Raw genomic sequence first — 26,438 nt, forward strand, 5'->3', positions numbered from 1 at the left:
TAAACTGTTTTAGCAAGTACAAATATAGTTTTTATTCGAATAAGAACAAAAATAATGCCATAACTTTAAAAAACACCGAGGGCGTCGCTTTGAGCGACACCCTCGGTTATCCGACGGGGCTGTACCTATAGCCCAAGGAGTGAATGTTATTATCTTGTCCGTATTTAGGAAAGATAAGCAGTCAGCATCCATACCGTTTTCTCTTGTTCGCCAAGGAATCCGGTAAGCAAATCGGCAGTAGCTTCATCGCCGCCTTCTGATGCGGTTTCGATCGTCTTTCTTTCTTGCGCGATAAGTCCCTTTAAATAATCCAATAATAATTGGACAATCTCATTCGGATCGCTTACCACTCCTGTTTCCTTAATCTTTGAAACTTTCAGATAGTCACTGAAATTATGTGCCGGAACGCCTCCCAACATGAGTATCCGTTCTGCAATTTCGTCAACCTTTTCTGCGGCATTATCATAAAATTCTTCGAATTTTGCGTGCAAGGTGTAAAACTGTTTTCCTTTTATATTCCAATGGAATCCTCGAAGGTTTGTGTAATATAGCTGATAGTCAGCCAGCAATTGTTGTAACTCTTTCACTACTGCCGTAGCATTCTTTACGGGTAATCCTAAATAATCTGTTGTTTTCATAATTCTTTATTCTTTTTGAGTAATAATTAATATGGTTTATAATCTATATACAAACACTCAATCTTCCTCAAATGTTTAGTGATTTTAGCTTATATTTCGTATATAGGTATCAATAAAATCTATTTAAAAATGAATAAATCGATTGTCGCTGATGTTTCTGTCAAGATTCCTTTTTCTTACGAACAAAAAGGTGCTGATCGAATAAACACCGTCTGATTTCAAAACCGGCAATCAGTTCTCGATGTCCGGATGGTTCGAAATATCTATCTTCTCGATCTTCCGTTTCTTTTTAAGATAGCGGGGTATTTTCACCTGTTGCTTTTTCGGCATCGTGGTTACCCTGGGTTCGGCCGTCGAACCGGGGACATATTCGTGTCGGTACATATTAAAGAAAAGGATGAACAGCGAAAGTAGCAAGGGGCCGAAGATTACGCCCAGAAATCCGAACATGGGAATACCGATCAATACGCCGAAAACGGTAATCAGCGGATGGATATCGGCCAGCTTTTTCTGCAAAACGAACCGCGCGACGTTATCGACTCCGCCGATGACCAAGAACCCGTAAATGAGTAGCGCTGTTCCGTTTATGACCTCGCCGGATACGATGACACTTATGCCTAAGGGAAGCCATATAAGCGTGGTGCCGACAATCGGCAGAATGGTGGCGAAAGCCGTCAGCACGCCGTATAGCAGGGCGTTGTTGATGCCGAAAAATAAATATCCGACATATGCGAACACCCCTTGAATGATAGCCAGTAAGGGAATACCGATGGCATTGGCCTGGATGATTAGCTTTGTTTCTTCCGCCAGTATCTGCTTGTTTTCTTCTTTAAACGGCAGGATCTCTTTGATGGCCTTTTCGAAACGGTCTTTACTGTATAACATATAGTAAAGAACGAAAAGGATGACGACGATATTAATCACAAACGAATAAATGCTCGTGCCCAGCGCTTGGAGGATGTTCGAGCCGGCACGCGGAAGCGCCGAAAGGTTGGCGGGCGTAAAAATCTCGAATCCCAGCCGGTCTTCGAGCGTGTTAATAAAGTCGTTTATCTGTACGCGTAAGGCTTCGGGATCGATATGGACACCCGAAATAGTGTCGATGACCAGGAACGTTATTCCGGTAAGAGGCACGAGGAAAAAAATCAACGCCTCCAATAAAATAAGCGTGGCACTCAACCCTCTGCCGAGTTTTCGTTTTTCGGTCAGATACGTCATTTGTCCCTTCAGCAGGATGTATAATGTGGCGGCTCCTAAGAATCCGCTCAAATAGGGGCGGGCGTATTTGAAAATAATAATTCCCAAAAGAATTAATAATCCTATCAGAATGTATTTGTAGGCTTTGGAGCCGGTCTTTTTTACTTGTTGAATCATACAAAAATAAAAGCTTTTGAAGAATGAATATCAAAAAGGAGAGTTATTCAAAATCTTGGGGCGCAGCAAATCCGCCCTCGATCAAAGCCTCTTTGGCCCGTTCGAAATCGGACGATTTAACTTGCATTTCGATATCGCCTAAAGTGTAAGCCAATCGGTTCGAGACCATATTTTTCATATAAGTCTCAATTTGTTTCATCTCCATAAAAGATTGTACGACGGCAACATCGGCCGGAAAACTGAATGTTTTGACTGTCACGAGTTCTTCTTCCATAATAAGTCTAATAATCGGGTTGTGATTTGCGCGTAAAATTACGCTTTTTTACTGATAAAAGGAAGAAAAAGTAATTTATTTGGTGTATTTTTGGCTTTATCATATAAAATAAATGCAAGTGAGTTATGAAAAGAATAGCTTTAGTGACAGGCGTTACGTCGGGTATCGGCGAAGCGGCCTCCGTTATGTTGGCAAAAAAGGGGTTTGATCTTATCGTTACCGGGCGAAGGGAAGAACGCTTACAGCCGTTGCAGCAAAAATTGGAAACCTTCGGCGCGCAGGTATTGCCGCTTTGTTTTGACGTGCGCAAGGAAGAAGAGGTTGCCTCTGCCTTGGAAAACCTTCCGGATGAATGGAAAACGATAGATGTGTTGATGAATAATGCGGGATTGGCGGCCGGACTGGATCCTATTCAGGAGGGGCGAATCGAAAACTGGAACCGGATGATTGACACGAATATAAAAGGATTGCTGTATGTGACCCGCCACATTTCGCCGGGAATGGTTGCGCGCCGTAAGGGGCATATCATCAATATCGGTTCCATTGCCGGCAAAGAGGTATATCCCAATGGTAATGTGTATTGCGCCACCAAACATGCGGTGGATGCCCTTACCAAAGGAATGCGCATCGACTTGCTTCCTTATCACATTAAGGTGACGCAGATTTGCCCGGGCGCCGTGGAGACGGAGTTTTCCGACGTGCGGTTCGATGGCGACAAAGCACGTGCGGCCGAGGTGTACAAAGGGTATGAAAGCTTAGTGGCGGAAGATATCGCCGAATGTGTTTGGTTTGTGGTCTCTCGCCCCGATCACGTGAATATTAATGATCTGATTGTCATGCCCACGGCACAGGCTTCGTCGATGTTTTTTCATAAGGAAGGTTGATGGCAGAGATTGACTAAAGATTGATGGCAGATTGAACGGAGATTGATGGAGATTGATGAAGATTGAAAACGGATGAGAAGAAAAGATCGTGAGATGAACCGTGACTTTGGATTGCGGGTGATCGATAATGCTCCTTTCGGGGTATTGTCAATAGTTAACAATGGTGAGCCTTATGCCATGCCGCTCTCGATTGTGAGGAACGGCGATAATTTGTATTTTCATTCGGCGAAAGCCGGAACGAAAGTCGATTTGTTCGAAAGCTGCCCGGTTGTCTGCCTCACGTTTGTAACGGATGTGAAGGTGCCGGATTTGTTTTCGAGGGAAGAACTGGAAGCGATGTTGGCCGCGGAAGACCGTTATTCGGACTTCGGCAGTAAAGTCTTTACCACCGAATATGCGTCGGCCGTTGTGTTCGGGCCTATTGCCCGTGTGGAGGATGACGCCGGGCGGCTGGAAGCGTTACGTATTATTTGCCTGAAGTATACGCCTGATAAGATACGCTATTTCGATGCCGCTGCCGCTCCGGGATTGAAACACACCGATATTTACCGCGTCGCGATCGAACGATTGACGGCGAAACGCAAAAAGTTCGATGGCGACGGGCAGGAAATGAAATGGGGAAGAGTAGAGTGACCGCCTCTATTTCAGAAGGGTGAATTCGATGCGGTCGCCCGTATCAATGCCGTGGCGCTCACTGAATCCCGCATTCACTTCCACTACGTAGAGGGCCGGCTCGGTGGACGCGTAGTTCCATTCTTTTTCAGTGGCAGTGTGGGTGTGGATAGTGACGATGCGTTTATTCGTGTCGACAAAGAGAATATCGAGGGGAATAAACGTATTCTTCATCCAAAAACTTTGAATCTCTTCCACCTCTTGAATGAAAAGCATTCCTGCGTTTTCGGGAATAGAGCGACGGTACATGAGTCCCCGTGCTCGGGCGTCCACATCGTCGGCCACTTCGATGTCGATCCGTGTTAGCGTATCGCCGTTTTGTTGTTCGATAAAGGCTAGTTCGCCTTGTTTTTTAAACGGGATGTCGAGGGCTTCGCTTTGCGTGGGCGCGACATCGGACCCTTTCTCTTCGCGTGAAAAATAAAAGAGAAGGATGAAAATAAGTAATAATAGCGTGATGACCGCCAAAATAAGCGTGATGAAATTTCTGTTTTTCCTTGTTGTTTTCATTGTTGAATTGTATTATATGCTGTTTAATAAACGTTTTTATGCTGTTTATGTTTACCGTTTCGGGTTGATTATTCGGAAAGGGTGAGCCGGGTCCTTTTCATCTCGTCGGGTTTCCCGACGCGAGCTGTATGCCGGTTTTTCTTTCATCCGGTTTCCCGACGAGGTCGTCTTCGTTGATCTTTATAGAAGAAGGAAGACAACCGTATAGCCTGCCGCTACCAGTACTGCCGTCACGACAACCGTCCGTATATTGATGCGGCACGCCCGCAGCGTATCGGCGTGGGTGAGAGGGCGGTCATTTTCGCCTATGTAGGCTTTGTCCGCGAGTTTGCCGTGATAAACGGCCGGGCCGCCGAGCCGGCAATCCAATATCCCGGCGAGGGCGGCTTCGGGATAACCGGCATTGGGACTTGCATGCAGCCGCGCATAACGGCGGATGAACCGCATTCCTTTCGCCGAGGGCGGAACGAGCACCATCAGCCAGGCCGTGAAGCGGGCGGGAATGTAATTGGCTCCGTCGTCGAGGATGCGGGCGGCAAAGCGGCCGAAGTCGCGATAACGATCGTTCTTATACCCGATCATCGAATCCATCGTGTTCACCATCTTGTAAGCCATCATCAGCGGAATGCCGCCCAAGGCGTAAAAAAACAAGGGGGCGATGACGCCGTCGCTCAGGTTCTCCGACAGGGTTTCGAGAGTCGCCGCCCGGATTTGCTTGAAGGTCAATTGCGATGTGTCGCGCCCGACAATCATTCCCAACTGCCGGCGCGCCGCTTCGATATCTTTTTGCACCACCAGCCGTTCGACTTTCATCGCCTCGTTGATCAGGCTTCGGTTGCTGATAGCGTAAAAGAACAGGATCGAGTTGACCACGATTCCGGCAACCGGATAGCCGGTGAGTAACCACTCCATACACGCTAAAACGGCGAACACCGTAAGCGTCAATCCCAGCGCCACCAGCGTCCCTTTACGGCGGCGGTGCGCCCCGTGGTTGAAACGCCGGTCGCAGAAGGCGATCATCTTTCCGAACAGGCGGATGGGGTGCGGCCAATGCGGCGGGTCCCCTATCAGCGCGTCAAGCAATAGCCCGACCAATAACGGTAACAGGAAAGGGGAATGGGATGCGAGGAAATCGGCCGGCATAATAATGATGAGTTATGAATGATGAGTTATGAGTGATGAATGATGAATTCTTTAAGTCCGTCGGTTAGAGCTTCATTCAAAGCCGGTTCCTGCACCGAGAGGCGGAAGTGTTGCGGCGATAATCCCCGGAAGTTGGCGGCGTCGCGAATCAAGAGTCCGTAGCGATTGATAAGAAACGTTTTCAATTCCGCAGCCGTATGCTTTGTTTCGAGCCGCGCAAGGAAAAAGTGGCAGGGTGAGTCGTACACCGTCAGATGAGGTACGGTGCGCAGTTGTTCGCGGAATAGGGCCGCTTCACGGCACAAGGCGTTGCTGTCGGGCAGAAGGTCGCGATAATGTTGCATGACATAGCTGCCAGCTTCCTGCGCCAATGCGTTTACGGCCCAGGGTACCGACAATGCTCGAAGTGCGTTGATGGTGTCGCGGCGGGCAATGACATATCCCAGGCGCAATCCCGGTATGCCGAACGTTTTGGTGAGCGAATGTACCGAAATGAAATTGGCCTGTTTTTCGTGCAGGCCGGTGAGCGGTTCGCATTGCGGACAGAGTTCGCCGTAAGCCGTGTCGACGATCACCTCCGTGTGCGGATTTTCCCGGCAAAGGCGGTCGAGGGTATCGCGGCTTTGCACCGTACCCGTGGGATTGTTCGGCACTGCCAGCCACAGCGCATCGCCATCGGGCATTTGCTGCGTATGACCGGCCTCTTCTACCGCGATAAAGGTCAAGGCGTGTTGATATACACGGCAAGCATCTTCATATTCGGCGAATGACGGGTACGCGATGGTGCTGCGCCGGCCGGCGAAAAGATGCGCCAGCAGGTAAAACGCTTCGGCCGAGCCGTTGGTTACCAGTATCTGTAGCGGCGATACGGCATGATGCGCCGCGATAAGTTGCGTCAGTCGCCGTGCATACGGGTCGGGATAATCGTCTATCAAGGAAAGCGTGTTGCGAAGGTGCGCGGCAATGCGCTTCGATGCGTTTCGATAGGGGATATTCGAACTGAAATCGCCCTTGATCGCCTCTTCATACGCCTGTAAATCGTTTCCGTGCCCGCCAATCATTTTTCTAATGTTTTATAGATGTAGGAGACGTCGACATGGTCGCGGATGAGTTGTGCCAGGCGGTCGAACCCTTCCTCTTTCAACATCCGGTAATCGGCCTCCGCGTGCACATCGGTATTTACTTGCCGCAAGACACGATTGATCACGCTCGCATTGTTGAAGATGCCGTGCAGGTAGGTTCCCCACGTCGCTTCGTTCAGATAATAGCCGTCGTCTTCGCCGGTATTCAGGCGGCAAAGCGGACGCGAGGTAGGGGTGCTGCCGGCATGGATTTCATAACCTTCGCCTTCGGCCCCGCCGTCGGTAAACACAAATGAACAGCGGCGTGTCTGTTTCCCGCCGGCCAGGGTGGTGGTGACGGGTAAGATTCCCAGTCCGGGGAGCGAAGCGATGTCGCCTTCCACGCCGTCGGGATCGCGCATCTCGGCGCCCATCATCTGATAGCCGCCGCAAATGCCGTAGAGCGGTTTTCCTGCTCGGTGATGCGTCGTGATGGCCTGTGCCAGCCCTTTTTCGTGCAACGTTCTCAAATCCGAAAGCGTATTTTTCGAGCCGGGAAGCACGATGATATCGGCTTTCGCCAACTCCTCCGGCCGGTCGGTGTAATAGAGGTTGACGCCCGGTGTGCGTTGGAGCATATCGAAATCGGTAAAATTCGACAAGTGCTTCAGCAGCGCCACGCCAATGTTCACGTTGCCGGGGAGGTAAGTGCGGCCTTTGCTTTCGACGGCCACACTGTCTTCTTGTTCGATAAACACATCGGTAAAATAGGGGACGATGCCCACCACCGGCTTACCCGTCAGTTCGTGCAGTTTCTTGCGTCCGTCGTCGAACAGCGATACGTCGCCCCTGAATTTATTGATGATAATGCCTTTAATGGCATCCCTTTCGGCTGGAGGCAGCAAGGCGATGGTGCCGTATACGCTGGCGAACACACCGCCTTTGTCGATGTCGGCGACAAGGTATGTTGCCGCCTGCGTATGCAAGGCTACGCGCATGTTCACAATGTCTTTGTCCCATAGGTTGAGTTCGGAAATGCTGCCGGCGCCTTCTATCACGATGGGGTTGTAGAGAGCGGCCAGCGTGTCGTACGATTTCATCGCTTCGCGGAAGAGGGCGTCGCGGTCGGTTTCGTTGAAATATTCGCGCGCCGACTTATTGCCGGCGGGTTTGCCGTTAAGCACCACCTGCGAGGTTTGGTTGCCGGTGGGTTTTAGCAGGATGGGATTCATCTCGATGCGGCAATCGATACCGCAAGCGTCGGCCTGCACCGCCTGTGCGCGGCCTATTTCGAGATTGTCGGCCGTGGCAAAGCTGTTGAGCGACATGTTTTGCGCCTTGAACGGCGCGGGTGCGTAGCCGTCTTGCAAAAACACCCGGCAGAAGCCGGCGTTGATCACCGATTTACCGACATCGGAACCGGTACCGACAAACATGATGGGACGAAGTTTTTTCATTGCGGATGATTCAGTTGTTTGAATTTTCACAACAAATGTAGCAAAAACGTGTCTACCGCCGGCAAAACGGGCGCAAATAATTTCAAGATATCAACGATCGCATTATCGCCGGAGGCAATGATCCGTGGAGCGCTATCGGCTGTAGTAAGCCGTTTCGGTTCTTTTCTCCTTTCGGGCATTTTCGATCATGAAATGGAGGCGGTTAAAGATATTTACTTCACTCATTCCGCTGTCGAAATCGAGAAAGAGGAGGTTTAGGGAAGGAAATACTTCTCGGGCCCGTTTTTCAATTCCTTTGGAAATAACGTGGTTGGCGATACATCCGAATGGTTGCAGGCTGACTACATTGTTAATGTTGTGCCGGACGAATTCGGCAAACTCGGCCGCGATGCGCCATCCTTCTCCGAATTGGGCATTCAGGTTGATTATTTTGGAAGCGTTTTTTGCATCGTCGAAAACATTCGAAAAGGGGATATAGTAGGGATATTTAGTTATGCAGGATTCCATTTTCCGAATGATTTTGTACACGATGTCTTTCAGAAGATTGAGGGTGAATCGGGGGATTACCTGCGGTTTTATATTTCCTTGCACTCTGGCCACGTTGCTGGCTATGTTCGCGATAAAAAACTTGCTCAACGGCGGTACCACCGGTTCAACGCCCTGTTCGATTAACCATTTCACGATATGTTTATGGCCGAAATCGTTGTATTTTACATAGATTTCGCCGACGATGCCTATTTGGGGAATATCTTTCCGGTTGTTGACGGCTGAAAACTCATTCGAAGCCATTTCGGCAAGACGGAAAAAATTTTTGGCGTTGTTTTCCCTAAGCGTTTGTATTCCCAGATCGATATATTTTCCTTTCAGTTTTTCGGCTTCGCCTTTTTGCGATTCGCGGGGAGCGGTTGAATGGTAGAATTGCGAGAGGCAGTCGGCGTAAATCATACAGACAAAAATAACATCGATATATTTTTCCATCCGGAGTTTGAACCCGGGTTGCTTGTTTAGCTTGCTGCTTGAGGAGATCGTCACGACGGGAATATCTTCATACCCGGCTGCAATAAGCGCTTTTTTGATGAGAGCCACATAGTTGGTGGCACGGCATTGGCCTCCGGTCTGCGTGATTCCGAGCGCAATTTCGTTTCGATTGTATTTTCCGCTTTCGACCGCCTTCATCAGGTCGCCCACCACAAGTGTTGCAGGATAACATATTTCGTTGTTGGAATATTTTAAACCGTACTCCACCGACAAGCGGTCGCTGGGGGGCATGTTCTCGATTTTGTAACCTGCCAATTCGCCGGCGGCGGGAATAAACGGCGAGTAAAAGTCGCCGAACCACGGAGCCAGAATGGTCCGTTGACGGTCTTTTCTTTCAAACGGAGGCGTATGGACGGAAATTGATTGGCGCCGGCCTTCCGTCCCGTTGCGAAAACGCAGGCTCTCTATGAGTGAACGGATACGCAAACGCATCGAACCGATATTATTAATGTCGTCCACCTTAAGAAAAGTGGCATTTTTTCCGGCTCGTCGAAGGATGTCGGTTATCTCATTTACGATAAAGGCGTCAGGGCCGCATCCGAAAGAGGTTATTTGCACATAATGGACATTTTGGGGAGCTTCGCCGGCCACCCACATCGCCGCCTTGATGATGCGGTTGGTGTAAGCCCATTGCATGACACTTTGCACTTGCTCCGGGTCTGCTTCCCGGTAGCGCACGATATCTTCGGTTATCACATCCGCGCCGAAACCGGTAGTCATATCGGCAATCTTGTGCTGTATGAGCGCATCGATGTGATAAGGACGTCCGGCGAGGAGGATAACCAAACGTTTTTCGCGTACCGCCCGATCGACAATTTCCTGTGCGCGGCAGGTTAATGTCCTCTCGTACTCTTTTTGTACCTCCAACGCCTGCGCGAAAGCTTCGTCGATGATGCCGGCGCTCATCCCGGGCATTAAACGGCGAAGGTATTCCTTACAGGCTTTTTTCATCAATCTTTTGTTCGCGAAAGTGAAGGTCGGCGTATCTATCGGGATACCGAATTTCGCCTCGGGATTGACAGCGCTCTTTATGACGTCGGAATAGCCCGTAACGATAGGGCAATTGAAGCTGTTAATCGTATTTTTGTCTTCCTTGTGTTCATATACTACATAGGGCATGAAGATGCGGTCGATATTTTTTTCAGCCAAATTATAAATGTGTCCATGAACGAGTTTTGCAGGGAAGCAGATATTGTCGGCCATCACCGTACCGATCCCTTTTTCGTATAACTTCATCGTGGATTTGTCCGATAAGACTGCATTTATTCCACATCTTTTAAAAAGGGTATGCCAGAAAGGATAATTTTCAAACATTCCCAACACGCGGGGGATGCCGAGTGTCAACCCGGCTTCTTTCAAGTCGGAGCGATGGAAGAGTCTATCATATTTCTCTTCCTGCATATTGACGCCCTTAGCGAGTTTGCCTCCCTTGCTGCTGAAAATTTTTTCACATTTGTTCCCTGAATGAAACCGGTTCCCGTTTTCGAAGGTGAACCGGTTGACCGTACAATTGTTTTCGCACCCTTGGCAAATTAATTTCCGGCAAGCGTGTTTTTGCGGATGCGACATTTCGGCGAGACTTACCGGCATCGTCTGTCCGTTTTGAAACTTGCGGCGGGCATCGAGCGCGGCGCCGTAAGCCCCCATCAATTCAGGATAGTCGGTCACCATCACCTCTTTGCCGAGTTCATTCTCCAATGCCCGTATGATCGCAGGGTTGCGGAAAGTACCGCCTTGCACCATGATATGGTCGCCGAGTTCTTTTTTGTCTTTTATCTTCAACACTTTGATCAGGCAGTTTTTGACAACCGAATACCCCAGGCCGGCCGAAATATCGGTCACGGCCGCGCCTTCACGTTGCGCCTGCTTTACTTTTGAATTCATAAACACGGTGCAGCGCGTGCCTAAATCGCATGGATGCTTGGATTGAAGGGCTATGGCGGCAAAATCGGGAACGGAGTAATTGAGCGACTTGGCAAATGTTTCGATAAATGAACCGCAGCCGGAGGAGCAGGCTTCGTTGATCTCTATCCGCTTGATAATCCCGTTCTCGATATAAGCGGCTTTCATGTCCTGGCCCCCTATATCGAGAATAAACGACACCTCTTTATTAAAATGGTAAGAACCGATATAGTGGGCGATGGTTTCTACAATTCCCGTATCGAGATTGAAAGCGTTTTTAACGAGGTCTTCACCGTATCCGGTTACGCAACTGCCCAATACCTTCATCTTTAATCCCGCCTCGTCTGTTTCATTCAAGAGCTTTTTCAGGCCTGTCTCGGCGGCTTGCAGCGAGAGACCCTCGTTTTTTGCATAATAGTTGAAAAAGATATTTCCTTTTTCGTCGATTGCGACGATTTTGGTCGTGGTCGAGCCGCTGTCGATGCCGATAAAGCAGTTCGCTGTTTTCAGCCTGCGCAAGTCGATGCGGGGCAGTTTGAATTTTTCTTTCGATTTCTTCCATTCGTCCCACTCTGCTTTATCTGTAAAAAGAGGTTTTAGAAAATGAAGACTGTAAACGGCGGGAGCGGCGTGTTCCGTTTCTTTGAAAAGGGAAAGATATTCCGAGACGGATTTTGCGTTGGCTTGTTTGTTTGCCACGAGAGCAGCTCCCCAGGCGGGAACCACTTCGGAGTTTTCAGATACCACGATATCTTCAGGGGTAAGCGATACTTCCTCCATAAATGCCTTTCGAAGGGAAGGAATAAAGGTAAACGGGCCGCCGCATAAAAAGAGCTTCGGTTCTATGTTATATCCTCTTGACAGGGAAGCGACGACCTGCATGCTGACCGCATGAAAAACAGAAGCGGCGATATCAGCCTTGGCGACATTGCGGGCAAGGAGGTTTTGGACATCGGTTTTAGAGAATACCCCGCAACGCGAGGCTATAGGATATATGGTTTCGGCCTTTCCGGCCAACCGGCTGAATTCGTTCATATCTACATTCAGAATAGCGACCATTTGGTCTATAAAAGAACCTGTACCGCCCGCGCAACTCCCGTTCATGCGTATATCGGGGGACTTTCCTTCCCTGAAAAAGATCATTTTGGAGTCTTCGCCGCCAATGTCAACCAGCGTTTTTATTTCGGGGTGACATTGGCGTATTACTTCGCATGATGCCACCACTTCCTGTACGAATGGAATGCCGTAACGCTCCGCAATGCCCATTCCCGCCGATCCGGTAATGCAGAGTTCGGCCATACAATCGCCGGTTTTTTCCTGACTTCGACACTTTTAAAACTCTCTTTTTATAACCATCTCATATTTATATATTTGCGTATTTTGCGACACCAAAATGGGTGTCGCAAGCAAGAAAAGTCCTAATTTTGCGGTATGTATGTACGCAAAAAACGAAACAGGTCGGGCAGTACCAGTGTTGTTATCGTTGATAAAAGCACCGGCAAAATCCGTTATTTGAAAACAATCGGTACCAGTTCTGATGAAAAAGAAATTGAGATGTTTTATCAATCGGGCAAAAAATGGATTTCCAAGCAAGTTGGCGTGCGTGATATGTTCCGGGAAGCGCAACGAAAAGAAGAGGAAAAACAAGTTACCGAACATCTTTTGAGTAATATTGAAAACATCTTGCTTAATGGAACTCAACTGATACTGAATCAGGTTTTCAAACTTATTGGTTTTGACTCCATAGATGATGAGATATTGAAGCATTTGGTTATAGCACGACTGTGTCAGCCTTCAAGTAAGGCAGGTACGGTTGATTATCTTCAGTCTTATTTTGACGAAGATATTGAATTGCACAAGATTTACAGGTATCTTGACAAATTATACAACACACAGCAGGATAAGGTGCAAAGAATCAGTGTAGCGCACACTAAAAAGATTTTAGGAGGTGCCATTGGGCTTGTGTTTTACGACGTAACCACGCTCTATTTTGAAACGGATGAGAGCGACGACTTGCGGGAAAGGGGCTTTTCCAAAGACGGTAAACACGCCCAACCGCAGATTGTTTTAGGTTTGTTGGTCAGTAAAGGCGGCTATCCGTTGAGTTACTCGATTTTCAATGGTTCTCAATACGAAGGACGAACAATGATTCCAATCGTAGAAGATTTTGTGAAACGCTTCGATTTGGAAGATTTTGTGGTTGTAGCCGATTCGGGATTGATGAATAAAAGCAATATCTCTCTTTTAGAATCAGGCGGCTACAAATACATTATCGGGGCAAGGATAAAGAATGAAAACGAAGAAATCAAGCAATGGATTTTATCGTTGAAAAAGCAGGACGGACTATTTCATGAACTTGTCAAGTTGGCCCAATCACGCTTGGTTGTGGGTTATACCGACAAACGGGCAAAGAAAGATAAATATAACCGCGAAAAGGGAATAAAACGCTTGAAATCAGCCTGTAAAAGCGGACAGCTTACCAAAGAAAACATCAACAAGCGCGGTTATAACAAGTTTTTGGAAATATCTGATAATGTAAAAGTTTCAATCAATCAAGAGAAAATCATCGAAGACGAGAAATGGGACGGTTTGAAAGGTTACATCACCAACACAGACCTGCCTGCAAAAGAAGTTTACGAGCAATACAGCGGGCTGTGGCAGGTTGAAAACGCGTTTAGGGTAACTAAGGGCAAAATTGAGTTACGACCAATGTTTCACTTTACCCATGAACGGATAGAGGCGCATGTTTGCCTCTGTTTCGTGGCATACAAGGTTTATAAGGAATTGGAACGAATATTGAAAAACAACAATATAGGCTTGAGTGTGGATAAAGTTTTGAATATTTCCAAAACAATTACTACCTTGAAAATCAGGTTGCCACTCAGTGGCGAAACGCTTACCAAAACCATGCTGCTGACAGCTCGGCACAAGTCTATCGCCCGATTGTTCGACCCTGATTTCTGGAAAATCGGTTAGGGTGTCGCATTGTCGAAGTCAGGAGAACCTGTACCGCCCGCGCAACTCCCGTTCATGCGTATATCGGGGGACTTTCCTTCCCTGAAAAAGATCATTTTGGAGTCTTCGCCGCCAATGTCAACCAGCGTTTTTATTTCGGGGTGACATTGGCGTATTACTTCGCATGATGCCACCACTTCCTGTACGAATGGAATGCCGTAACGCTCCGCAATGCCCATTCCCGCCGATCCGGTAATGCAGAGTTCGGCCATACAATCGCCGGTTTTTTCCATTATTTCGCAAAGCATTTTTTGCAAATTGCCGGTTATATCGGCAAAATGTCGCCGGTAATCCTTGTAAAGCAATTTATTTTTTTCGTCCGTCACCACTCCTTTAATAGTCGTGGAGCCGGCATCTATTCCGATGTGTATTATTGAGCGCATTATAGTATCTTATTGTTATGCAAATGCGGCAAGATACGAAAATATTTTGAGAAGGTCAAGTGGTATTCCTCCGTCTTTAACATTCATTATGATGAGCCTGCGTGGTACCGTCTAACGGGCTTGCTTCGTTCTTAAAAAAGTCGTTATTTGTCCGTAGCCGACGGTTCGGTTGAACGCTTCCTCCGGAGGATTTTTTTCCAGCAGTGTGGCGAATGTCCGGACGATTCCCGCGTGCGTGACGAGCAGCACTTCTTGCGCGTTAGAGGGAATCTCAGCCAGAAAACTTTCCGCCCGAGCCAGCATATCGCGATACGATTCTCCTCCGGGACAGCGTGTGTTCACGTAATCGGCAAACCATCGTTTTCCCGCTTCCGTCTCGTAAATAGCCGACCACGGGCAACCTTCCCATTGTCCGAAGTTTAACTCTTGCAGGCGGATATCTTTTGTCACATTCGGGGAAATCTCTTTCGCCAATCGCATGCAACGGCTCAGCGGACTGCTGAATACATGGGTAAACGGAATGTTTTGTAGTTGCTGTACAATGGTTCGCGCTTCTTCGGCGAACGTATCGGCGAGCGGTACGTCGGTTTGGCCGTAACAGATGCCTTTAGGGACATCCACACGTGTATGTCGGACCACATAGAGTTTCATAGCGTGACGGATTGAATGCCGACGAATACGAGATAAAATGCCAGTTCCGAGAACTGCTGCATCGCGCCCAGCACGTCGCCGGTGAATCCGCCGATCTTACGTTCGGTATATCGTTTCAGCAAGAACCAAATGAGGGCGTACGCGGGAATCAGTATTACGGCCGTTTGCCACGGGATCAAAAGGAGTGGCAAAGCGCCGAAAACGAGCGCCAGCGAAAAGGTTACCCCGTCGGTGCGATGGCGCGTGTGCATCGCCTTGCTGTTTTCCTTGCGGGCGTATTGCGAGGTGTTGATCAGCACGACGGGCATCACCCGGCTCGATGCATGCGCCGCGATCAAGGCGGGAAGCATGCTTGCGGGGGAAATGGCCGAAAGGATCGAGAATTTTATCAGAAACAGCAGCACGATGGCGGTTACGCCGTACGCGCCTACGGTGCTGTCTTTCATGATGGCGAGGATACGCTCTTTGGTTTGTCCGCCGCCGAAGCCGTCGAAAAAATCGCTGAAACCGTCTTCGTGGATGGCGCCCGTAGCCAGGGTCATCGCAGCCAGCGCGGCGGCTATGCCGACGGCGTCGGGGAAAATCAGGCGGAACAACAGGAACACTCCTCCTCCGATGGCGCCCACGAGGATGCCGACCACGGGAAAGTACCGGAACGCTTTCGTGAGGTTTTCCTCCGAATAATCGATCTTTCCCGCCGGAATGCGGCTGTAGAACATCAGTGCGTGGAAGAAGAGGTTCAGTTGCTGTTTCATGCTTGCGGACGGTTCTTCTTTTCCATGTCGTACACGGCGGCTTCTTCGAAGCTCGACATTTCGTTGAGGAAGATCAACGCCGAGCGGATGATGGGGTAGGCCAGCGCTACGCCGGTGCCTTCTCCCAGGCGTAAGTTCAGGTGCAGGATGGGATCGCCGTGCAGGTAATCGAGCATCTGCTTGTGGCCTCTTTCGTCCGATGAATGGCTGAAAAGCGTATTGTCGAGGATGTCGGGTTGCATTTCGTAAGCCGCCAGGAATGCCGAGGTGGCGATGAATCCGTCGGCGAGGATGATCATGTTTAGCCGTTTGGCTTCGAGCACGGCGCCGCACATCATGGCTATTTCGAGGCCGCCGAAGGTGGCGAGCGTTTCGAGCGGCGTGACGGGCGTATATTTCGCGGCGATCCGTTTCAGTATTTCATATTTATGGCGGACGCCCGCTTCATCAAGTCCCGAACCTTTGCCCACGCATTCTTCGATGGGCGTGCCCGCGAACTTGTGCAGTAAAAGCGATGCCGGTGAGGTGTTGGCGATGCCCATCTCTCCGAATCCGATGACGTTGCATCCGTTTTCGTGTTCCTTGCGCACGAATTCGGCGCCCTTGTCCATTGCCTTGCGGCAGGTTTCCGTGCTCATGGCCGGCTCGTGCAGCATATTGTGTGTGCCGCGGGCTATTTTGGCGTTGATGATACCCAGGCCCTCCGGGAAGTCGTAATCGACGCCCGCATCGATGACTTTCAGCGCGATGCCGTGTTGCCGGGAGAAAACGTTGATTCCGGCTCCGCCGTGGACGAAATTCATCACCATTTGATAGGTGACCTCCTTAGGGCTGGCGCTTACGCCTTCATCGGCGATGCCGTGATCGGCGGCGAAGACCAAAATCGTGGGTTTGTGCAACTCCGGCGTAAGCGACCGTTGTACGGTCCCTATTTTAAAGGCGATGTCCTCGAGTTTGCCGAGCGAGCCGATCGGTTTCGTCCGGCTGTCGATCTTGTGTTGTAATGCTTGTTCGAAATTCATATTTTTTTGAATTATTGGCCTTCCGCGATTCATAATCCGTCGTCAGCCGTCAATTTGTAATTTGTAATTCGCAATTTGTAATTCGTAATTTGTATTTCGTATTTCGTATTTTTCCCTCATTTTAATTGCAGCGGCAATCCCGAAATCATGACAAACACCTTATCGGCCGAAGCGGCGATATATTGGTTCATCCATCCCTGCAAATCGGTGAAATGGCGTGATGCTTCGTCGGGAGCATGCAGGCACATGCCTATTTCGTTGCTGACGACGATCAACCGGAAATCCTGCCGGATGAAGCGGTCCCATTCGGCTTTCGCTTCCTGCAACGATGCATCCGTATCGTACCCGTTATCGTGAAAGATATTCGTTAGCCAAAGGGTAATGCAATCGAGTAGAACCGTACGTCCCGACAAGTCGAGACGACTCAAATGATTCTCTTCCTCTATCGTTTGCCATGTGTCGCCCCGGTCGGCCTGATGGCGGCGGATACGCTTTTCGAAATCCATGTCCCAGCGGCGCGCGGTAGCCAGATAGACCGGATCGGCGGATAGCGATTCCGCCAAATCCTGTGCATACCGGCTTTTTCCCGAACGTTGTCCGCCCGTTACGAAAATGATTTCGCGGGTCATTGCTTCTTCTGAGGTTTCGAACAAACGTCCTTTTTATAGATCCACCGCAGAGTATCGCCCGGCTGCAAATTGTAGCGGAACGCCAGTTTGCCGGTGCTTTCGCCGTTTACGGTATAATACCAAGCCTTCACGCCCCGGTCGTTTTTGATGCCGTTGATCGTCGTGATGAAGATATAGTTTTTAACGGGATACGTTTCGATGGTTGCGAAATGCTGCAAGGCCGTTTGCGCCGTCATACCCTCGTACCAGTCCGTTTGGTGCGTTTCGGCGGGCTTGTTTCCGCCGTAATCGATTTCCACCGTCACTTTCTGCGCTTGCAGACTCATGGCGAAAGCGCTGACCAAAAAGAGCGTTGATAATTTCTGTTTCATTGTCGAATATTTTTATTAAAATGAATACGTAAAAGAACCCATGATGCTGCGTCCCGGCATATTGTAGCCGTCTTTTTCGGTGTAGTTTTCATCGAACAAGTTGGCGATGGAGATGCCTACGCGCGCCTGAGGCGTTACGTTGTAATAAGCCGAATAGTCGAAAATCAGATGATCGGGCAACCCTAATACTTTGTTACCTTTCTCATATCCCCCTTTTGCATAATAACTATCTTCTGTTATTTCTCTGGCTTTGGTCGAAATTTTATTTTCCTCCAACCGGCTACCTTTATAGCGAGCATGCAGACGGGTTGAAAATCCGTCGTTATTTTCGTAATAGATCCCGAAATTAGCATTTGCTCTATTGACCAGCAAAAGATCTTTTTTCTTTTTTGTTTCTTTTTCGACGAACGTATAGTTAAGCATGTAGGTCCATCCGCCGTAAACTTCCAATTTGGTCGAGTATCCGGCAAGTCGAGCGATATTGACGGATGCGAGCAGTTCCACGCCGCTCATATTGGCCGACTCTGCATTGTTATAGAATGTTGTGTCGTTTACAGTCTTTTCAACAATTTTATTTTTGTGATCCGTATTGAAATAAGTGAGATCGAAATAGAGTGCTCCTTGCGTATATCCGATACCGCCTTCGTAGGTAACAGATGTTTCCGGCTTTAAGTCGGCATTCCCCTGATAAGCCCTTTTGAAAGGGTACCCGCTTACAATTGTATTTACTTCATAAAAACCGGAAGTGGCAAATGCATCCGGAATGCTGAATGCTGTCCCGACACTTGCATGCACATTGAACCCTCGGGGAAGATTATACTTCAATCCTAAAGAGGGGTTAAAATAGAAATAGTTATCGGACGACCCGTTGGTTTTTAAGCTGTCATGCTTGAATATTTCATAGGTAATATAATTAGCTCTCGCCCCCGCATTGATGGAAAGATTCTCAATGTTGTAATTGATTTGGGCAAAAGCCGAAAAGCGTTGATTGCGGTTGTCGGGTTTATAGGGAGATGCTTCAGTTCCTTTTTTTGATTGCCTGTCCGACTTGTAATCCAATACGTCGTAGTCGATTCCCGTAAGAAGTCTGGCTGGGCCGAAATCGTGCGTATAATTTGTCCGGACGCCGTATTCGCTGACATTGTCTTTGAAGGAAATGAAATTGGATTTGTCATTTTCCGCATTATCGTAATTCGAATTTTTTTCGTTCGAGTAATACGGTGAAATCGTCAACCGGTTTTTTTCATTAGGCGTGAAAGCCAATTCCCCGAAAACATTCAGTCGGTTGATATCTTTTTTAGTTGCAGACTGTGTAAAATAATTTCCCGGACTTTTTACATCATAAGCCATATTATAGAAAGACGATACGGAAGCGTTCCATTGGTCGTTGATCGCGTAATTCAGTTTTCCGAAGAGTTGCGACATTTGATACGTCGTGTTGGGGTAAATGTCGCCGTATGATTTTTCACTCAAAATCAACTTTTCCGTTTTGTTCATTTTTAGTAAGTTGTTTCCTCCTATACGAAAATCTTTTTGTTGCATTTGGTTCGAAAAACCGGCAACGATACCGAGTTTGTCCGATAACATTCCGGAGGCGTTTGCATCGAAGTTTGTGGTTCCGAAGCTGCCTCCCTTTATGGTTACTTGTCCTTCTTTATTTAACGTAGCTTTTTTGGTGATAATATTGATGACGCCACCCATCGCATCTGTTCCATATAATACCGAATAAGGGCCTTTGACCACTTCGATGCGATCGATGATGGATGTCGGGAGCGTCGTCAGGTTACTGGTTCCGGAAGGTAATCCGTCAATCATTAAAATGGTATAGCTGCGAGAATGTGCCGAAGGGCTGAATCCACGCATCCCCACGGTACCCAATGCTCCGGGATATTGGACGATGTCTATATTTGTCGCTTTTTTCAGTAAGTCGGCTGCGTTGTCGGCGGGGATCGTCGCGATTTTTTTGCTGTCGATGATCTCCACCTTCTGCGGAATGTTTTTTAACGGCAATCCCATGCGGGTGGCGGTGACGACCACTTCGTCGAGATTCTGCGTTTCGTCGCTGTATTCCTGCGCGTGCAGGAGAGAAGCCGTACATATTAAGGCCATAAGGGCCGAAAGGAATCTTTTGTTCATTGTTGTTTGAAAAATTTACAGTTAAACGTATTCAAATTGTTTAAACCATAAACTTTCGAGGGGAGTGTGCCGAAAAGTTCCCAGTGCAAATAAACCGGATGCCGGAAAGCCTTTCAACGCTGCTTTTATCCCGAAAGCTTGGATGGCTGATGCTTTCGGGCAGGTCTTCCGGCTCGTTCCGATTATCCGTTGTCTTCCCATTCCGCGATGGCGGAACAGTGACGTTCACATTCTCTGCGTCGGATAACCTTTTTATTGGAACATACGGCTGCGGGTACAGCTTCGGCTTGTTTGTCTATCGGCAGACAGGTTACCGAATTCCATATACCCGAAAGCGATACAAAAGTACGGCTTTTATTTTGCTTAAGGAAATAAAACGGGTTTCATTTGTTCCTGAACTTGTTTGCCGGAAATTCTCCATCTTCGGATGATATATGATTTATACAGTATATATCCTATGCCGGATTTTTCCGCAAGCCTTAGCCCGAAAACCTGTCATAAATGATAAGTGCGAATAGAAAAAATATACTTGATTTTTATTTAGAGCTCCCTTTCCAATAATTTCAGGCCTGCCGTATTGATCACTTCAACGTGCAGCCTGTCTCCATTCTTTTCGAGTACCGTTACCGTACCATTCTGGTTTTCGTTACCTCCGCCGATGATGACGGGGAAGTTGTTCCCTTCTTCTCCTTTTTCTATAAGCCTGTAATCATGTGTATGGCCGTTGAGGGAGACGTTGAACGGTGCATTCTTCAGCACCGGCACCCATAGGTCGGAACAAGGCGAAAAGCTCCCGGGTTCGACGCCGAAAATAGGGATATGATGAATCAGAATCCGTTTGTTTGCTTCTATAAATTCTTTTGTTTGCAGTTCCTCTTTCAGAAATTCAGCTTGATCGATCCGGTGTTGGGTGAAATCATTCATGTCGTAATATACCGGATGGTCGTCGGGCTTATCTTCCCCGCAGTCGAGGAGAACGAAGCGTGTATTTCCCATTGAAAAAGCACTGTATGAACGACCGCCCATTCTTCCCAGATAGTCCCACAGAAGAAGAGAGTAAGCTCCGCGTGTTTCGTGGTTCCCCCTGATAAAGATGGAGGGAACTTCATCGCTACGAATCCGTCGCGTATAGGTAAGCAATCTGTCCAGAATATCGCTCTCCTTCTCTACATCATCGAAGCAATCTCCGTTAAAGATGACCAGGTCATAAGGCTTATCCTCTACCAAAGAGTGAAGTTTATTGAACATCGTCATATTGCTATGGATATCGTTATATACGATGACCCGGAAGTCTTTTATATTATCACTCCAAGTGGTAAATGATTTGATTTCCGATCTGATTGTGTCTCCGAAAGTCTTACGGTAGCTGGAATAGAGAGTGATCTCCTGTGAAAGGACACGATAATAATATCGTGTGCCGGGTTGCAATCCGGTAAGGTGTATGCGATTGATCTTGTTGTTCGCCACCATCTCTCCTTCAATGAACGTTCGCGCCCGCTTCATGTTGATGGAATCGGTGCCATATTCGACCCAGCTTCGTGCCGGCACATTGGTCAGCCACATCACCGTCATTTCATTGCTACCGGGATTTTGTAGATAGGGTATGGTACGCATTACTTCCGATGCTTTCGTTTTCAGGCGGATATCTGCAAATATGGGTCTGTGGTCTGACTCTATCTGCTTATCCATCACTTCTGCCCTATATGTAGTATAGGTCTCGTCTTTAGCAGTGTATCCCAATATATAATCGATGGTTAAGCGCGGATTAACGGAAGGTGATGTCGGTTTGTGAGGATCGGAAATAACCTGCCATTTCTCTTTCAGAAACTCAATGGGGGCGGAATCAGGAGGCGTGTTCAGGTCACCCATCAGAAATACCGGTTTGTCGTAGATGCTTACAGCGTCAGTAATGATCTTTACCGATTGGAGCCTCTCTTCGTTGTTGAGCGACAAGTGGGTGTTGACCACCACATACTTGTCGAGTTCAACGATTAGTGCAGAGCGGGCTTCCCGGACACCGGGCAGAGTGATCTTTCTTACCCCGATCGGCTTTTCCCGGGTAAGTATACCATTACCGTACTTACCGCCGTCGTGTAGGATAGAATAACCGAATGTGGCGTGCATATCCGTCTGTTCCGAAAGTATTTGCAAGATATCGATATTCCCGCTTCTGTCTGCTACGCTATCTACTTCCTGCAATCCCACTACTTCCGGATGGGTGTCAATGATCAATTTGCCTATCCGTTCAATATCTATTTTTCCATCCATTCCTTCACCGTGATGGATATTGTAACTCATGAGACGGTGTGTATTTTCCTGCTGAGGAAAAGTTTGCGCCCCGGCATGGAACAACACGAGGCAAAATATCAGCAAAAAGACTATTTTGTTCATTGTTGTTTGAAAAATTTACAGTTAAACGTATTCAAATTGTTTAAACCATAAACTTTCGAGGGGAGTGTGCCGAAAAGTTCCCAGTGCAAATAAACCGGATGCCGGAAAGCCTTTCAACGCTGCTTTTATCCCGAAAGCTTGGATGGCTGATGCTTTCGGGCAGGTCTTCCGGCTCGTTCCGATTATCCGTTGTCTTCCCATTCCGCGACGGCGGAACAGTGACGTTCACATTCTCTGCGTCGGATAACCTTTTTATTGGAACATACGGTTGCGGGTACAGCTTTGGTTTGTTTGTCTATCGGCAGACAGGTTACCGAATTCCATATACCCGAAAGCGATACAAAAGTACTACTTTTATTCGGGTTCGTGAAATAAACGGATTTCGTTCTCCGAAATTGTTGTAGTCTATCAAAAAAGTAAAAAAGACATTGAGATTAAACAAAAAGATTTTACTTTGCAACATAATATTCGTAGAGAGTGCTAATTTTATAATTATAAAACAATATGGCAATTATCACTTTAAAATACGATGCACGTAATCCAAAAGCCAAAAAGGCAATAGATGATATTTTGTCTTTAGGTTTGTTTGAACAAAAAACCGGTTTGGACGAAGCGCTTGAAGATGTAGAACATGGCCGCATTTATTCTGCAAAAAATGCAAATGATTTGATCCGGCAATGTTCATTATAGAACATGTATCAGATTACATACTCAAATAGATTTAAGAAAGATGTCAAGCGCATAATAAAGCGTGGATACGACATTTCTTTATTGGAAAAAGCCATTGTATATTACAAAACGCCGGTATATTGCCCGCACAATACAAAACACATATACTTTCAGGTAAATATGCCGGTTTGCACCAATGCCATATAAAGCCGGACTAGCTCCTCGTGTGGGATCAAAATGACACAAAACTCACTCTTTTATTTTTAAGTACCGGTACACATACCGACTTATTCTAAAAGTCCGTGCCCAAAATAAAACGTCCATACAGGATATTTCCGTATGGACGATCTCAAAAACGACTAAAGAGCCGGTGCGATATTGGTTTTTTATTCCTTGGAATCTTTCAGAGCTTTTTGAAATACGTTAAAAGGGATAGACGAACCTTGAATCTTTAAGACAATCACTCCATGTGCCGGCACTTTAAATGAGAGTGCGGAGGCTGTTTCAACCGGATAATTCTTTTTATTCCATAAATTCCTGTAGGTATATCTTTTCGCGGCGTCTATGCTTACCGAATCCAAGGGGAAGGAAATCTCGCACTCTTCCGCCGACCGGTTTAATAAGGCCACTGCCACCTCCCCACTTCCGGTATATACAAGGGGTTTTGCCCAAACTTCCTGATCTCCGTGGTCTATCAATCTCCGCGCTTGATAGCAAAGAGGATCCTGATTAAGGGCAATGATTTCCTTATTGGTGAGAATTTCAACGGTTTCAGAAGTCATATTTCTTAGATCATTCCCTGCTAAAAGATGAGAATTCATCATGCACCACATAGAAAAATGAGCTTTATCCTCTTCGTAAGTCATACCCCGTCCTACTTGCAGCATATCCATGTCGTTAAAATGCCCTGGGGAGCAATATTGCCATAGATCGGCATTCAGGTCGATGATGTTGAGGATAGATTCGAAAGTAGGCCTGATATCTCCCGATATGCGCCATGAATCGGCAATGACCGGTGCCCATTTACCCGGAAATTGCCAGCGGCAGATATTAAATATGACATAGGGATTTATTTTTTTTGCGGTATTGATTAATTGTGTATACCGTATTTCTTCATCCAGTTGAAGTTTCTCAGCCCCGCACCAATCTACTTTGATAAAGTCGTAATTCCAGTCTTTCAGCATCAAGGCCAAGTCTTGTTCGTCATGACCATACAAACCGACATCATTGCCGATGGTGTCCGCGTTCCATAATGAAGCGCATGTGCTTATTCCCGCATCGGAGTAGATACCCGCTTTCAATCCTTTGGAATGAATGTAATCGGATAGGGCGCGCATGCCGGATGAAAATTTCCGGGGATGGGCAAGCAACCTGCCCGAAGCATCCCGGCCGCCGAAGTATCCGTCATCGATATTGATAAATTGATACCCTGCGTCTTTCATCCCCGAACGAACCATAACATCGACCTGTTCCCTTATCATCTTCTCATCGATATCGATCCAAAAGTGATTCCAACTAGACCAACCCATAATGGGGGTTTTGTTTTGCTCCGGTTGAGAATTCGATAGTTGATCATTTTGTGCTTTTACCGATACAAGCGCAAGTAAAAAGCATGTAAGTAAAATTGTTCTTTTCATCTGTCTCGTTTTTATTTATAAATACGCAATAGTCCGGTCCATTTGCATGGATATTTTCTTCACCTGACTTCGTCAACGATTCACCCTAAAAAGCATCTTCAAAAAGTTTAGCCAACTTTTTCTGCTTGTCTGTTAAAAGGAGTACCCTTTTTATCGTCTCGTTCGTGTTGGGGAGTTTGATAACTATTGTAGTAATAGTTCCGGCAATGTAAATAGCTTTATCTGGAGTAACATCGCTCCCCATTTCATAAAGAAGCCTTTCCAGTTCTTTGTAAACTTTATAGGCTGCAAAACAAATGCAGATATGTGCCTCTATCCTTCTGCTTGTAAAATGGAAGATGGGACGTATTTCCAGTTTTGACTTGGCAATACGAAAAGCATTTTCAATCATCCATAAATGCGAATAATTGGCATATACTTCTTTTGCCGGAAGCCTTGTATTGGTGATGTATCCTTTTAGTCCATCCCAACGGGAGTCTTGTTCAAACAATTCGTAGTCTATGGAAACCCGGACTTCCCCCTCCATTTTCAAGTATTTATTATAACCCCGTTTGTTGATGCTTGACTTGGTCAGCTTTTTAGAACGGTGTAATTTTTCCAACCTGCGGATGCCTTTTTCCCTATTGTATTTGTCCTTGTCCGCTCTTTTTTGACTGTAGCCGACAATCAGGCGTACGCCTTCCGCTTTGGAGTATTCAGAAAATTCCCTGTCTTCCAGGTTAAGGGAAAGAACCCAGTCCTTGACCCTGTTGGATTCATTTTTTATTTTCCCCCCGATAATATATTGATAGCCGCCCTCTTGCAAGGCTTCTATATTTGCATGGGTCATTAACCCGGAGTCCGCAACTACAATAGCATCCGATATATCATGTTTCCCGGTAAAATCTTTCACCACTTTAAGCATGGTATGCCCTTCGAACTTATTCCCTTCAAATATTTCATACGTTAACGGATAGCCGCCTAAACTCACTAACAGGCCTAATACAATCTGCGGGTTTTGATGTTTTCCTTCTTTAGAAAACCCCGTCTTGCGCAAGTCATCTCCATGATCTGTTTCAAAATATATGGTAGTGACATCATAAAAGACAATCCCGATAACGCCTCCTAAAATGTGCTTTGTATGATCGGTGCTTATCCGTTGAACCTCTCCTTTATGGGTATTATATAATTTGTCCATATAACGGTATATGTTGGACAAATCAATATCTTCATCATAATAGTCCTTCAGATATTCCACCGTTGCCCGCTTGCTGGAGGGAAAACTCAAGCGTGAAAGAACCAAATGCCTGAATACAGGGTCATCTATCGAATTAAAACCGATACGGTCAAATATATTGCCCAACAAGAGTTCCGTCCCGTTAATCAGGAGTTGTTCGATATTGTTCAGAAGGCGTTCCGTTTGCTCACGTTCTTCGAACAAGTCGAGCTCCGGTGAACAAGTGTGAGATTTTATCCATGCTTTTCCTTTTTGGCATAATCGCGCTATTTCAAAGGGATTTTCACTAACACCGATAGTGACTAATTCTTTGAACTTACCCCCGCTTTTATCGACAACAACGACAGAAGTGGTTCCCGATTTATTCTTTCGTTTTCGTATAAACATGAATCGAAAGTAATAAAAATAGCCGATTCACCCAAAACAGGCTAAACGAAAATTTAGTAAGCTAAAAATCAAAGAATTGAAAAACAAAAGATAAAAAGTGACGAAGTCAGGAAAAAGCATGTAAGTAAAATTGTTCTTTTCATCTGTCTCGTTTTTATTTATAAATACGCAATAGTCCGGTCCATTTGCATGGATATTTTCTTCAGATGGTTCCTGTCCCCTC

The 26,438-nt window shown here is 47.0% G+C and carries 23 protein-coding genes and 2 riboswitches; of the genes, 5 read left to right on the forward strand and 18 right to left on the reverse strand.

Going from position 1 to position 26,438, the window contains the following annotated elements:
• Positions 1-164: 164 nt before the first annotated feature.
• The 3 genes from ABNK31_RS02235 to ABNK31_RS02245 form a co-directional block, all read right to left on the reverse strand.
• Positions 165-638 carry a Dps family protein gene (locus ABNK31_RS02235; RefSeq protein ID WP_418894117.1) on the reverse strand — a complete coding sequence of 158 codons (474 nt, stop codon included), beginning with the start codon at positions 636-638 and terminating at the stop codon, positions 165-167.
• 231 nt (positions 639-869) lie between these two features.
• Entirely contained in the window at positions 870-2,012 is a 1,143-nt protein-coding gene (locus ABNK31_RS02240) for an AI-2E family transporter (protein WP_418894118.1), read from the reverse strand.
• Positions 2,013-2,055: 43 nt separating this feature from the next.
• Complete coding sequence (locus tag ABNK31_RS02245) at positions 2,056-2,286, reverse strand: hypothetical protein (RefSeq protein ID WP_321578938.1); 231 nt, start codon at positions 2,284-2,286, stop codon at positions 2,056-2,058.
• A 125-nt stretch (positions 2,287-2,411) separates the two neighbouring features.
• Here ABNK31_RS02245 and ABNK31_RS02250 point away from each other — a divergent pair, with 125 nt between their 5' ends.
• Both ABNK31_RS02250 and ABNK31_RS02255 read left to right on the forward strand, forming a co-directional pair.
• Entirely contained in the window at positions 2,412-3,170 is a 759-nt protein-coding gene (locus ABNK31_RS02250; RefSeq protein WP_418894119.1) for an SDR family oxidoreductase, read from the forward strand.
• A 72-nt stretch (positions 3,171-3,242) separates the two neighbouring features.
• Positions 3,243-3,803 (forward strand): pyridoxamine 5'-phosphate oxidase family protein, encoded by a 561-nt coding sequence (locus tag ABNK31_RS02255; protein WP_418894120.1) that lies wholly within the window; start codon positions 3,243-3,245, stop codon positions 3,801-3,803.
• Between the two features lie 6 nt (positions 3,804-3,809).
• Here the strand turns inward: ABNK31_RS02255 and ABNK31_RS02260 are convergent, their stop codons facing one another.
• The 5 genes from ABNK31_RS02260 to ABNK31_RS02280 all read right to left on the reverse strand — a co-directional run bounded on the left by ABNK31_RS02260 (position 3,810) and on the right by ABNK31_RS02280 (position 12,252).
• On the reverse strand, positions 3,810-4,352 hold the full coding sequence (locus ABNK31_RS02260; RefSeq protein ID WP_418894121.1) for a DUF192 domain-containing protein: 543 nt from the start codon (positions 4,350-4,352) through the stop codon (positions 3,810-3,812).
• Between the two features lie 180 nt (positions 4,353-4,532).
• The gene (cbiB, locus tag ABNK31_RS02265; protein WP_418894122.1) at positions 4,533-5,495 is read right to left on the reverse strand and encodes an adenosylcobinamide-phosphate synthase CbiB; all 963 of its coding nucleotides are present in this window, start codon (positions 5,493-5,495) and stop codon (positions 4,533-4,535) included.
• A 26-nt stretch (positions 5,496-5,521) separates the two neighbouring features.
• Positions 5,522-6,556, reverse strand: coding sequence for a pyridoxal phosphate-dependent aminotransferase (locus tag ABNK31_RS02270; RefSeq protein ID WP_418894123.1), 1,035 nt, complete (start codon positions 6,554-6,556; stop codon positions 5,522-5,524).
• Positions 6,553-8,013 carry a cobyric acid synthase gene (locus ABNK31_RS02275; protein ID WP_418894124.1) on the reverse strand — a complete coding sequence of 487 codons (1,461 nt, stop codon included), beginning with the start codon at positions 8,011-8,013 and terminating at the stop codon, positions 6,553-6,555. The genes ABNK31_RS02270 and ABNK31_RS02275 overlap by 4 nt, the downstream gene beginning before the upstream one ends.
• A gap of 132 nt (positions 8,014-8,145) precedes the next feature.
• On the reverse strand, positions 8,146-12,252 hold the full coding sequence (locus ABNK31_RS02280) for an acyl-CoA dehydratase activase-related protein (RefSeq protein ID WP_418894125.1): 4,107 nt from the start codon (positions 12,250-12,252) through the stop codon (positions 8,146-8,148).
• A gap of 132 nt (positions 12,253-12,384) precedes the next feature.
• On the opposite strand from ABNK31_RS02280, the gene ABNK31_RS02285 reads away from it, so the two are divergent.
• The gene (locus ABNK31_RS02285) at positions 12,385-13,929 is read left to right on the forward strand and encodes an IS1634 family transposase (protein ID WP_418892868.1); all 1,545 of its coding nucleotides are present in this window, start codon (positions 12,385-12,387) and stop codon (positions 13,927-13,929) included.
• On the opposite strand, the gene ABNK31_RS02290 is transcribed toward ABNK31_RS02285, so the two are convergent.
• From ABNK31_RS02290 to ABNK31_RS02325, 8 genes are all read right to left on the reverse strand, one after another.
• On the reverse strand, positions 13,926-14,351 hold the full coding sequence (locus ABNK31_RS02290) for a BadF/BadG/BcrA/BcrD ATPase family protein (protein WP_418894126.1): 426 nt from the start codon (positions 14,349-14,351) through the stop codon (positions 13,926-13,928). The genes ABNK31_RS02285 and ABNK31_RS02290 overlap by 4 nt on opposite strands.
• Positions 14,352-14,462: 111 nt before the next feature.
• On the reverse strand, positions 14,463-15,002 hold the full coding sequence (gene cobC, locus ABNK31_RS02295) for an alpha-ribazole phosphatase (protein ID WP_418894127.1): 540 nt from the start codon (positions 15,000-15,002) through the stop codon (positions 14,463-14,465).
• Positions 14,999-15,757, reverse strand: a complete 759-nt coding sequence (gene cobS, locus ABNK31_RS02300; protein WP_418894128.1) for an adenosylcobinamide-GDP ribazoletransferase — start codon at positions 15,755-15,757, stop codon at positions 14,999-15,001. The genes cobC and cobS overlap by 4 nt, the downstream gene beginning before the upstream one ends.
• Positions 15,754-16,812, reverse strand: coding sequence for a nicotinate-nucleotide--dimethylbenzimidazole phosphoribosyltransferase (gene cobT / locus ABNK31_RS02305; protein WP_418894129.1), 1,059 nt, complete (start codon positions 16,810-16,812; stop codon positions 15,754-15,756). The genes cobS and cobT overlap by 4 nt, the downstream gene beginning before the upstream one ends.
• Before the next feature lie 83 nt (positions 16,813-16,895).
• Positions 16,896-17,408 (reverse strand): bifunctional adenosylcobinamide kinase/adenosylcobinamide-phosphate guanylyltransferase, encoded by a 513-nt coding sequence (locus tag ABNK31_RS02310; RefSeq protein ID WP_418894130.1) that lies wholly within the window; start codon positions 17,406-17,408, stop codon positions 16,896-16,898.
• Positions 17,405-17,779, reverse strand: coding sequence for a DUF4430 domain-containing protein (locus tag ABNK31_RS02315; protein ID WP_418894131.1), 375 nt, complete (start codon positions 17,777-17,779; stop codon positions 17,405-17,407). Before ABNK31_RS02315 ends, ABNK31_RS02310 begins: the two co-directional genes overlap by 4 nt.
• 15 nt (positions 17,780-17,794) lie before the next feature.
• Positions 17,795-19,915 carry a TonB-dependent receptor plug domain-containing protein gene (locus ABNK31_RS02320; RefSeq protein ID WP_418894132.1) on the reverse strand — a complete coding sequence of 707 codons (2,121 nt, stop codon included), beginning with the start codon at positions 19,913-19,915 and terminating at the stop codon, positions 17,795-17,797.
• A 140-nt stretch (positions 19,916-20,055) separates the two neighbouring features.
• Positions 20,056-20,262: riboswitch (cobalamin riboswitch) on the reverse strand.
• Between the two features lie 193 nt (positions 20,263-20,455).
• Positions 20,456-22,306, reverse strand: a complete 1,851-nt coding sequence (locus ABNK31_RS02325; RefSeq protein ID WP_418894133.1) for an endonuclease/exonuclease/phosphatase family protein — start codon at positions 22,304-22,306, stop codon at positions 20,456-20,458.
• A 140-nt stretch (positions 22,307-22,446) separates the two neighbouring features.
• A riboswitch (cobalamin riboswitch) is annotated at positions 22,447-22,653 on the reverse strand.
• 157 nt (positions 22,654-22,810) lie between these two features.
• On the opposite strand from ABNK31_RS02325, the gene ABNK31_RS02330 reads away from it, so the two are divergent.
• Together ABNK31_RS02330 and ABNK31_RS02335 are read left to right on the forward strand one after the other, a co-directional pair.
• Complete coding sequence (locus ABNK31_RS02330) at positions 22,811-22,996, forward strand: hypothetical protein (protein ID WP_418894134.1); 186 nt, start codon at positions 22,811-22,813, stop codon at positions 22,994-22,996.
• 119 nt (positions 22,997-23,115) lie between these two features.
• The gene (locus ABNK31_RS02335; protein ID WP_418895348.1) at positions 23,116-23,193 is read left to right on the forward strand and encodes a hypothetical protein; all 78 of its coding nucleotides are present in this window, start codon (positions 23,116-23,118) and stop codon (positions 23,191-23,193) included.
• A gap of 168 nt (positions 23,194-23,361) precedes the next feature.
• Here the strand turns inward: ABNK31_RS02335 and ABNK31_RS02340 are convergent, their stop codons facing one another.
• Positions 23,362-24,612: a glycoside hydrolase family 27 protein gene (locus tag ABNK31_RS02340; RefSeq protein ID WP_418894135.1), complete on the reverse strand. Its 1,251-nt coding sequence runs from the start codon at positions 24,610-24,612 to the stop codon at positions 23,362-23,364.
• An 85-nt stretch (positions 24,613-24,697) separates the two neighbouring features.
• Positions 24,698-26,215: an IS1634 family transposase gene (locus ABNK31_RS02345; protein ID WP_418893566.1), complete on the reverse strand. Its 1,518-nt coding sequence runs from the start codon at positions 26,213-26,215 to the stop codon at positions 24,698-24,700.
• Between the last annotated feature and the right edge of the window lie 223 nt (positions 26,216-26,438).

Source organism: Limibacterium fermenti, from assembly GCF_041902845.1.
Lineage (GTDB): Bacteria > Bacteroidota > Bacteroidia > Bacteroidales > Dysgonomonadaceae > Limibacterium > Limibacterium fermenti.

Excerpts from the sequence above, each read along its gene's own strand:
- ABNK31_RS02315 (WP_418894131.1), bottom strand. The coding sequence starts at position 17,779 with ATGAAACAGAAATTATCAACGCTCTTTTTGGTCAGCGCTTTCGCCATG.
- cobT (WP_418894129.1), bottom strand. The coding sequence starts at position 16,812 with ATGAATCGCGGAAGGCCAATAATTCAAAAAAATATGAATTTCGAACAA.
- ABNK31_RS02325 (WP_418894133.1), bottom strand. The coding sequence starts at position 22,306 with ATGAACAAAATAGTCTTTTTGCTGATATTTTGCCTCGTGTTGTTCCAT.
- cbiB (WP_418894122.1), bottom strand. The coding sequence starts at position 5,495 with ATGCCGGCCGATTTCCTCGCATCCCATTCCCCTTTCCTGTTACCGTTA.
- ABNK31_RS02250 (WP_418894119.1), top strand. The coding sequence starts at position 2,412 with ATGAAAAGAATAGCTTTAGTGACAGGCGTTACGTCGGGTATCGGCGAA.
- ABNK31_RS02345 (WP_418893566.1), bottom strand. The coding sequence starts at position 26,215 with ATGTTTATACGAAAACGAAAGAATAAATCGGGAACCACTTCTGTCGTT.
- ABNK31_RS02260 (WP_418894121.1), bottom strand. The coding sequence starts at position 4,352 with ATGAAAACAACAAGGAAAAACAGAAATTTCATCACGCTTATTTTGGCG.
- ABNK31_RS02270 (WP_418894123.1), bottom strand. The coding sequence starts at position 6,556 with ATGATTGGCGGGCACGGAAACGATTTACAGGCGTATGAAGAGGCGATC.
- ABNK31_RS02320 (WP_418894132.1), bottom strand. The coding sequence starts at position 19,915 with ATGAACAAAAGATTCCTTTCGGCCCTTATGGCCTTAATATGTACGGCT.
- ABNK31_RS02235 (WP_418894117.1), bottom strand. The coding sequence starts at position 638 with ATGAAAACAACAGATTATTTAGGATTACCCGTAAAGAATGCTACGGCA.
- cobC (WP_418894127.1), bottom strand. The coding sequence starts at position 15,002 with ATGAAACTCTATGTGGTCCGACATACACGTGTGGATGTCCCTAAAGGC.
- ABNK31_RS02280 (WP_418894125.1), bottom strand. The coding sequence starts at position 12,252 with ATGGCCGAACTCTGCATTACCGGATCGGCGGGAATGGGCATTGCGGAG.
- ABNK31_RS02255 (WP_418894120.1), top strand. The coding sequence starts at position 3,243 with ATGAGAAGAAAAGATCGTGAGATGAACCGTGACTTTGGATTGCGGGTG.
- ABNK31_RS02310 (WP_418894130.1), bottom strand. The coding sequence starts at position 17,408 with ATGACCCGCGAAATCATTTTCGTAACGGGCGGACAACGTTCGGGAAAA.
- ABNK31_RS02245 (WP_321578938.1), bottom strand. The coding sequence starts at position 2,286 with ATGGAAGAAGAACTCGTGACAGTCAAAACATTCAGTTTTCCGGCCGAT.
- ABNK31_RS02290 (WP_418894126.1), bottom strand. The coding sequence starts at position 14,351 with ATGCGCTCAATAATACACATCGGAATAGATGCCGGCTCCACGACTATT.
- ABNK31_RS02275 (WP_418894124.1), bottom strand. The coding sequence starts at position 8,013 with ATGAAAAAACTTCGTCCCATCATGTTTGTCGGTACCGGTTCCGATGTC.
- ABNK31_RS02285 (WP_418892868.1), top strand. The coding sequence starts at position 12,385 with ATGTATGTACGCAAAAAACGAAACAGGTCGGGCAGTACCAGTGTTGTT.
- ABNK31_RS02330 (WP_418894134.1), top strand. The coding sequence starts at position 22,811 with ATGGCAATTATCACTTTAAAATACGATGCACGTAATCCAAAAGCCAAA.
- ABNK31_RS02240 (WP_418894118.1), bottom strand. The coding sequence starts at position 2,012 with ATGATTCAACAAGTAAAAAAGACCGGCTCCAAAGCCTACAAATACATT.
- ABNK31_RS02340 (WP_418894135.1), bottom strand. The coding sequence starts at position 24,612 with ATGAAAAGAACAATTTTACTTACATGCTTTTTACTTGCGCTTGTATCG.
- cobS (WP_418894128.1), bottom strand. The coding sequence starts at position 15,757 with ATGAAACAGCAACTGAACCTCTTCTTCCACGCACTGATGTTCTACAGC.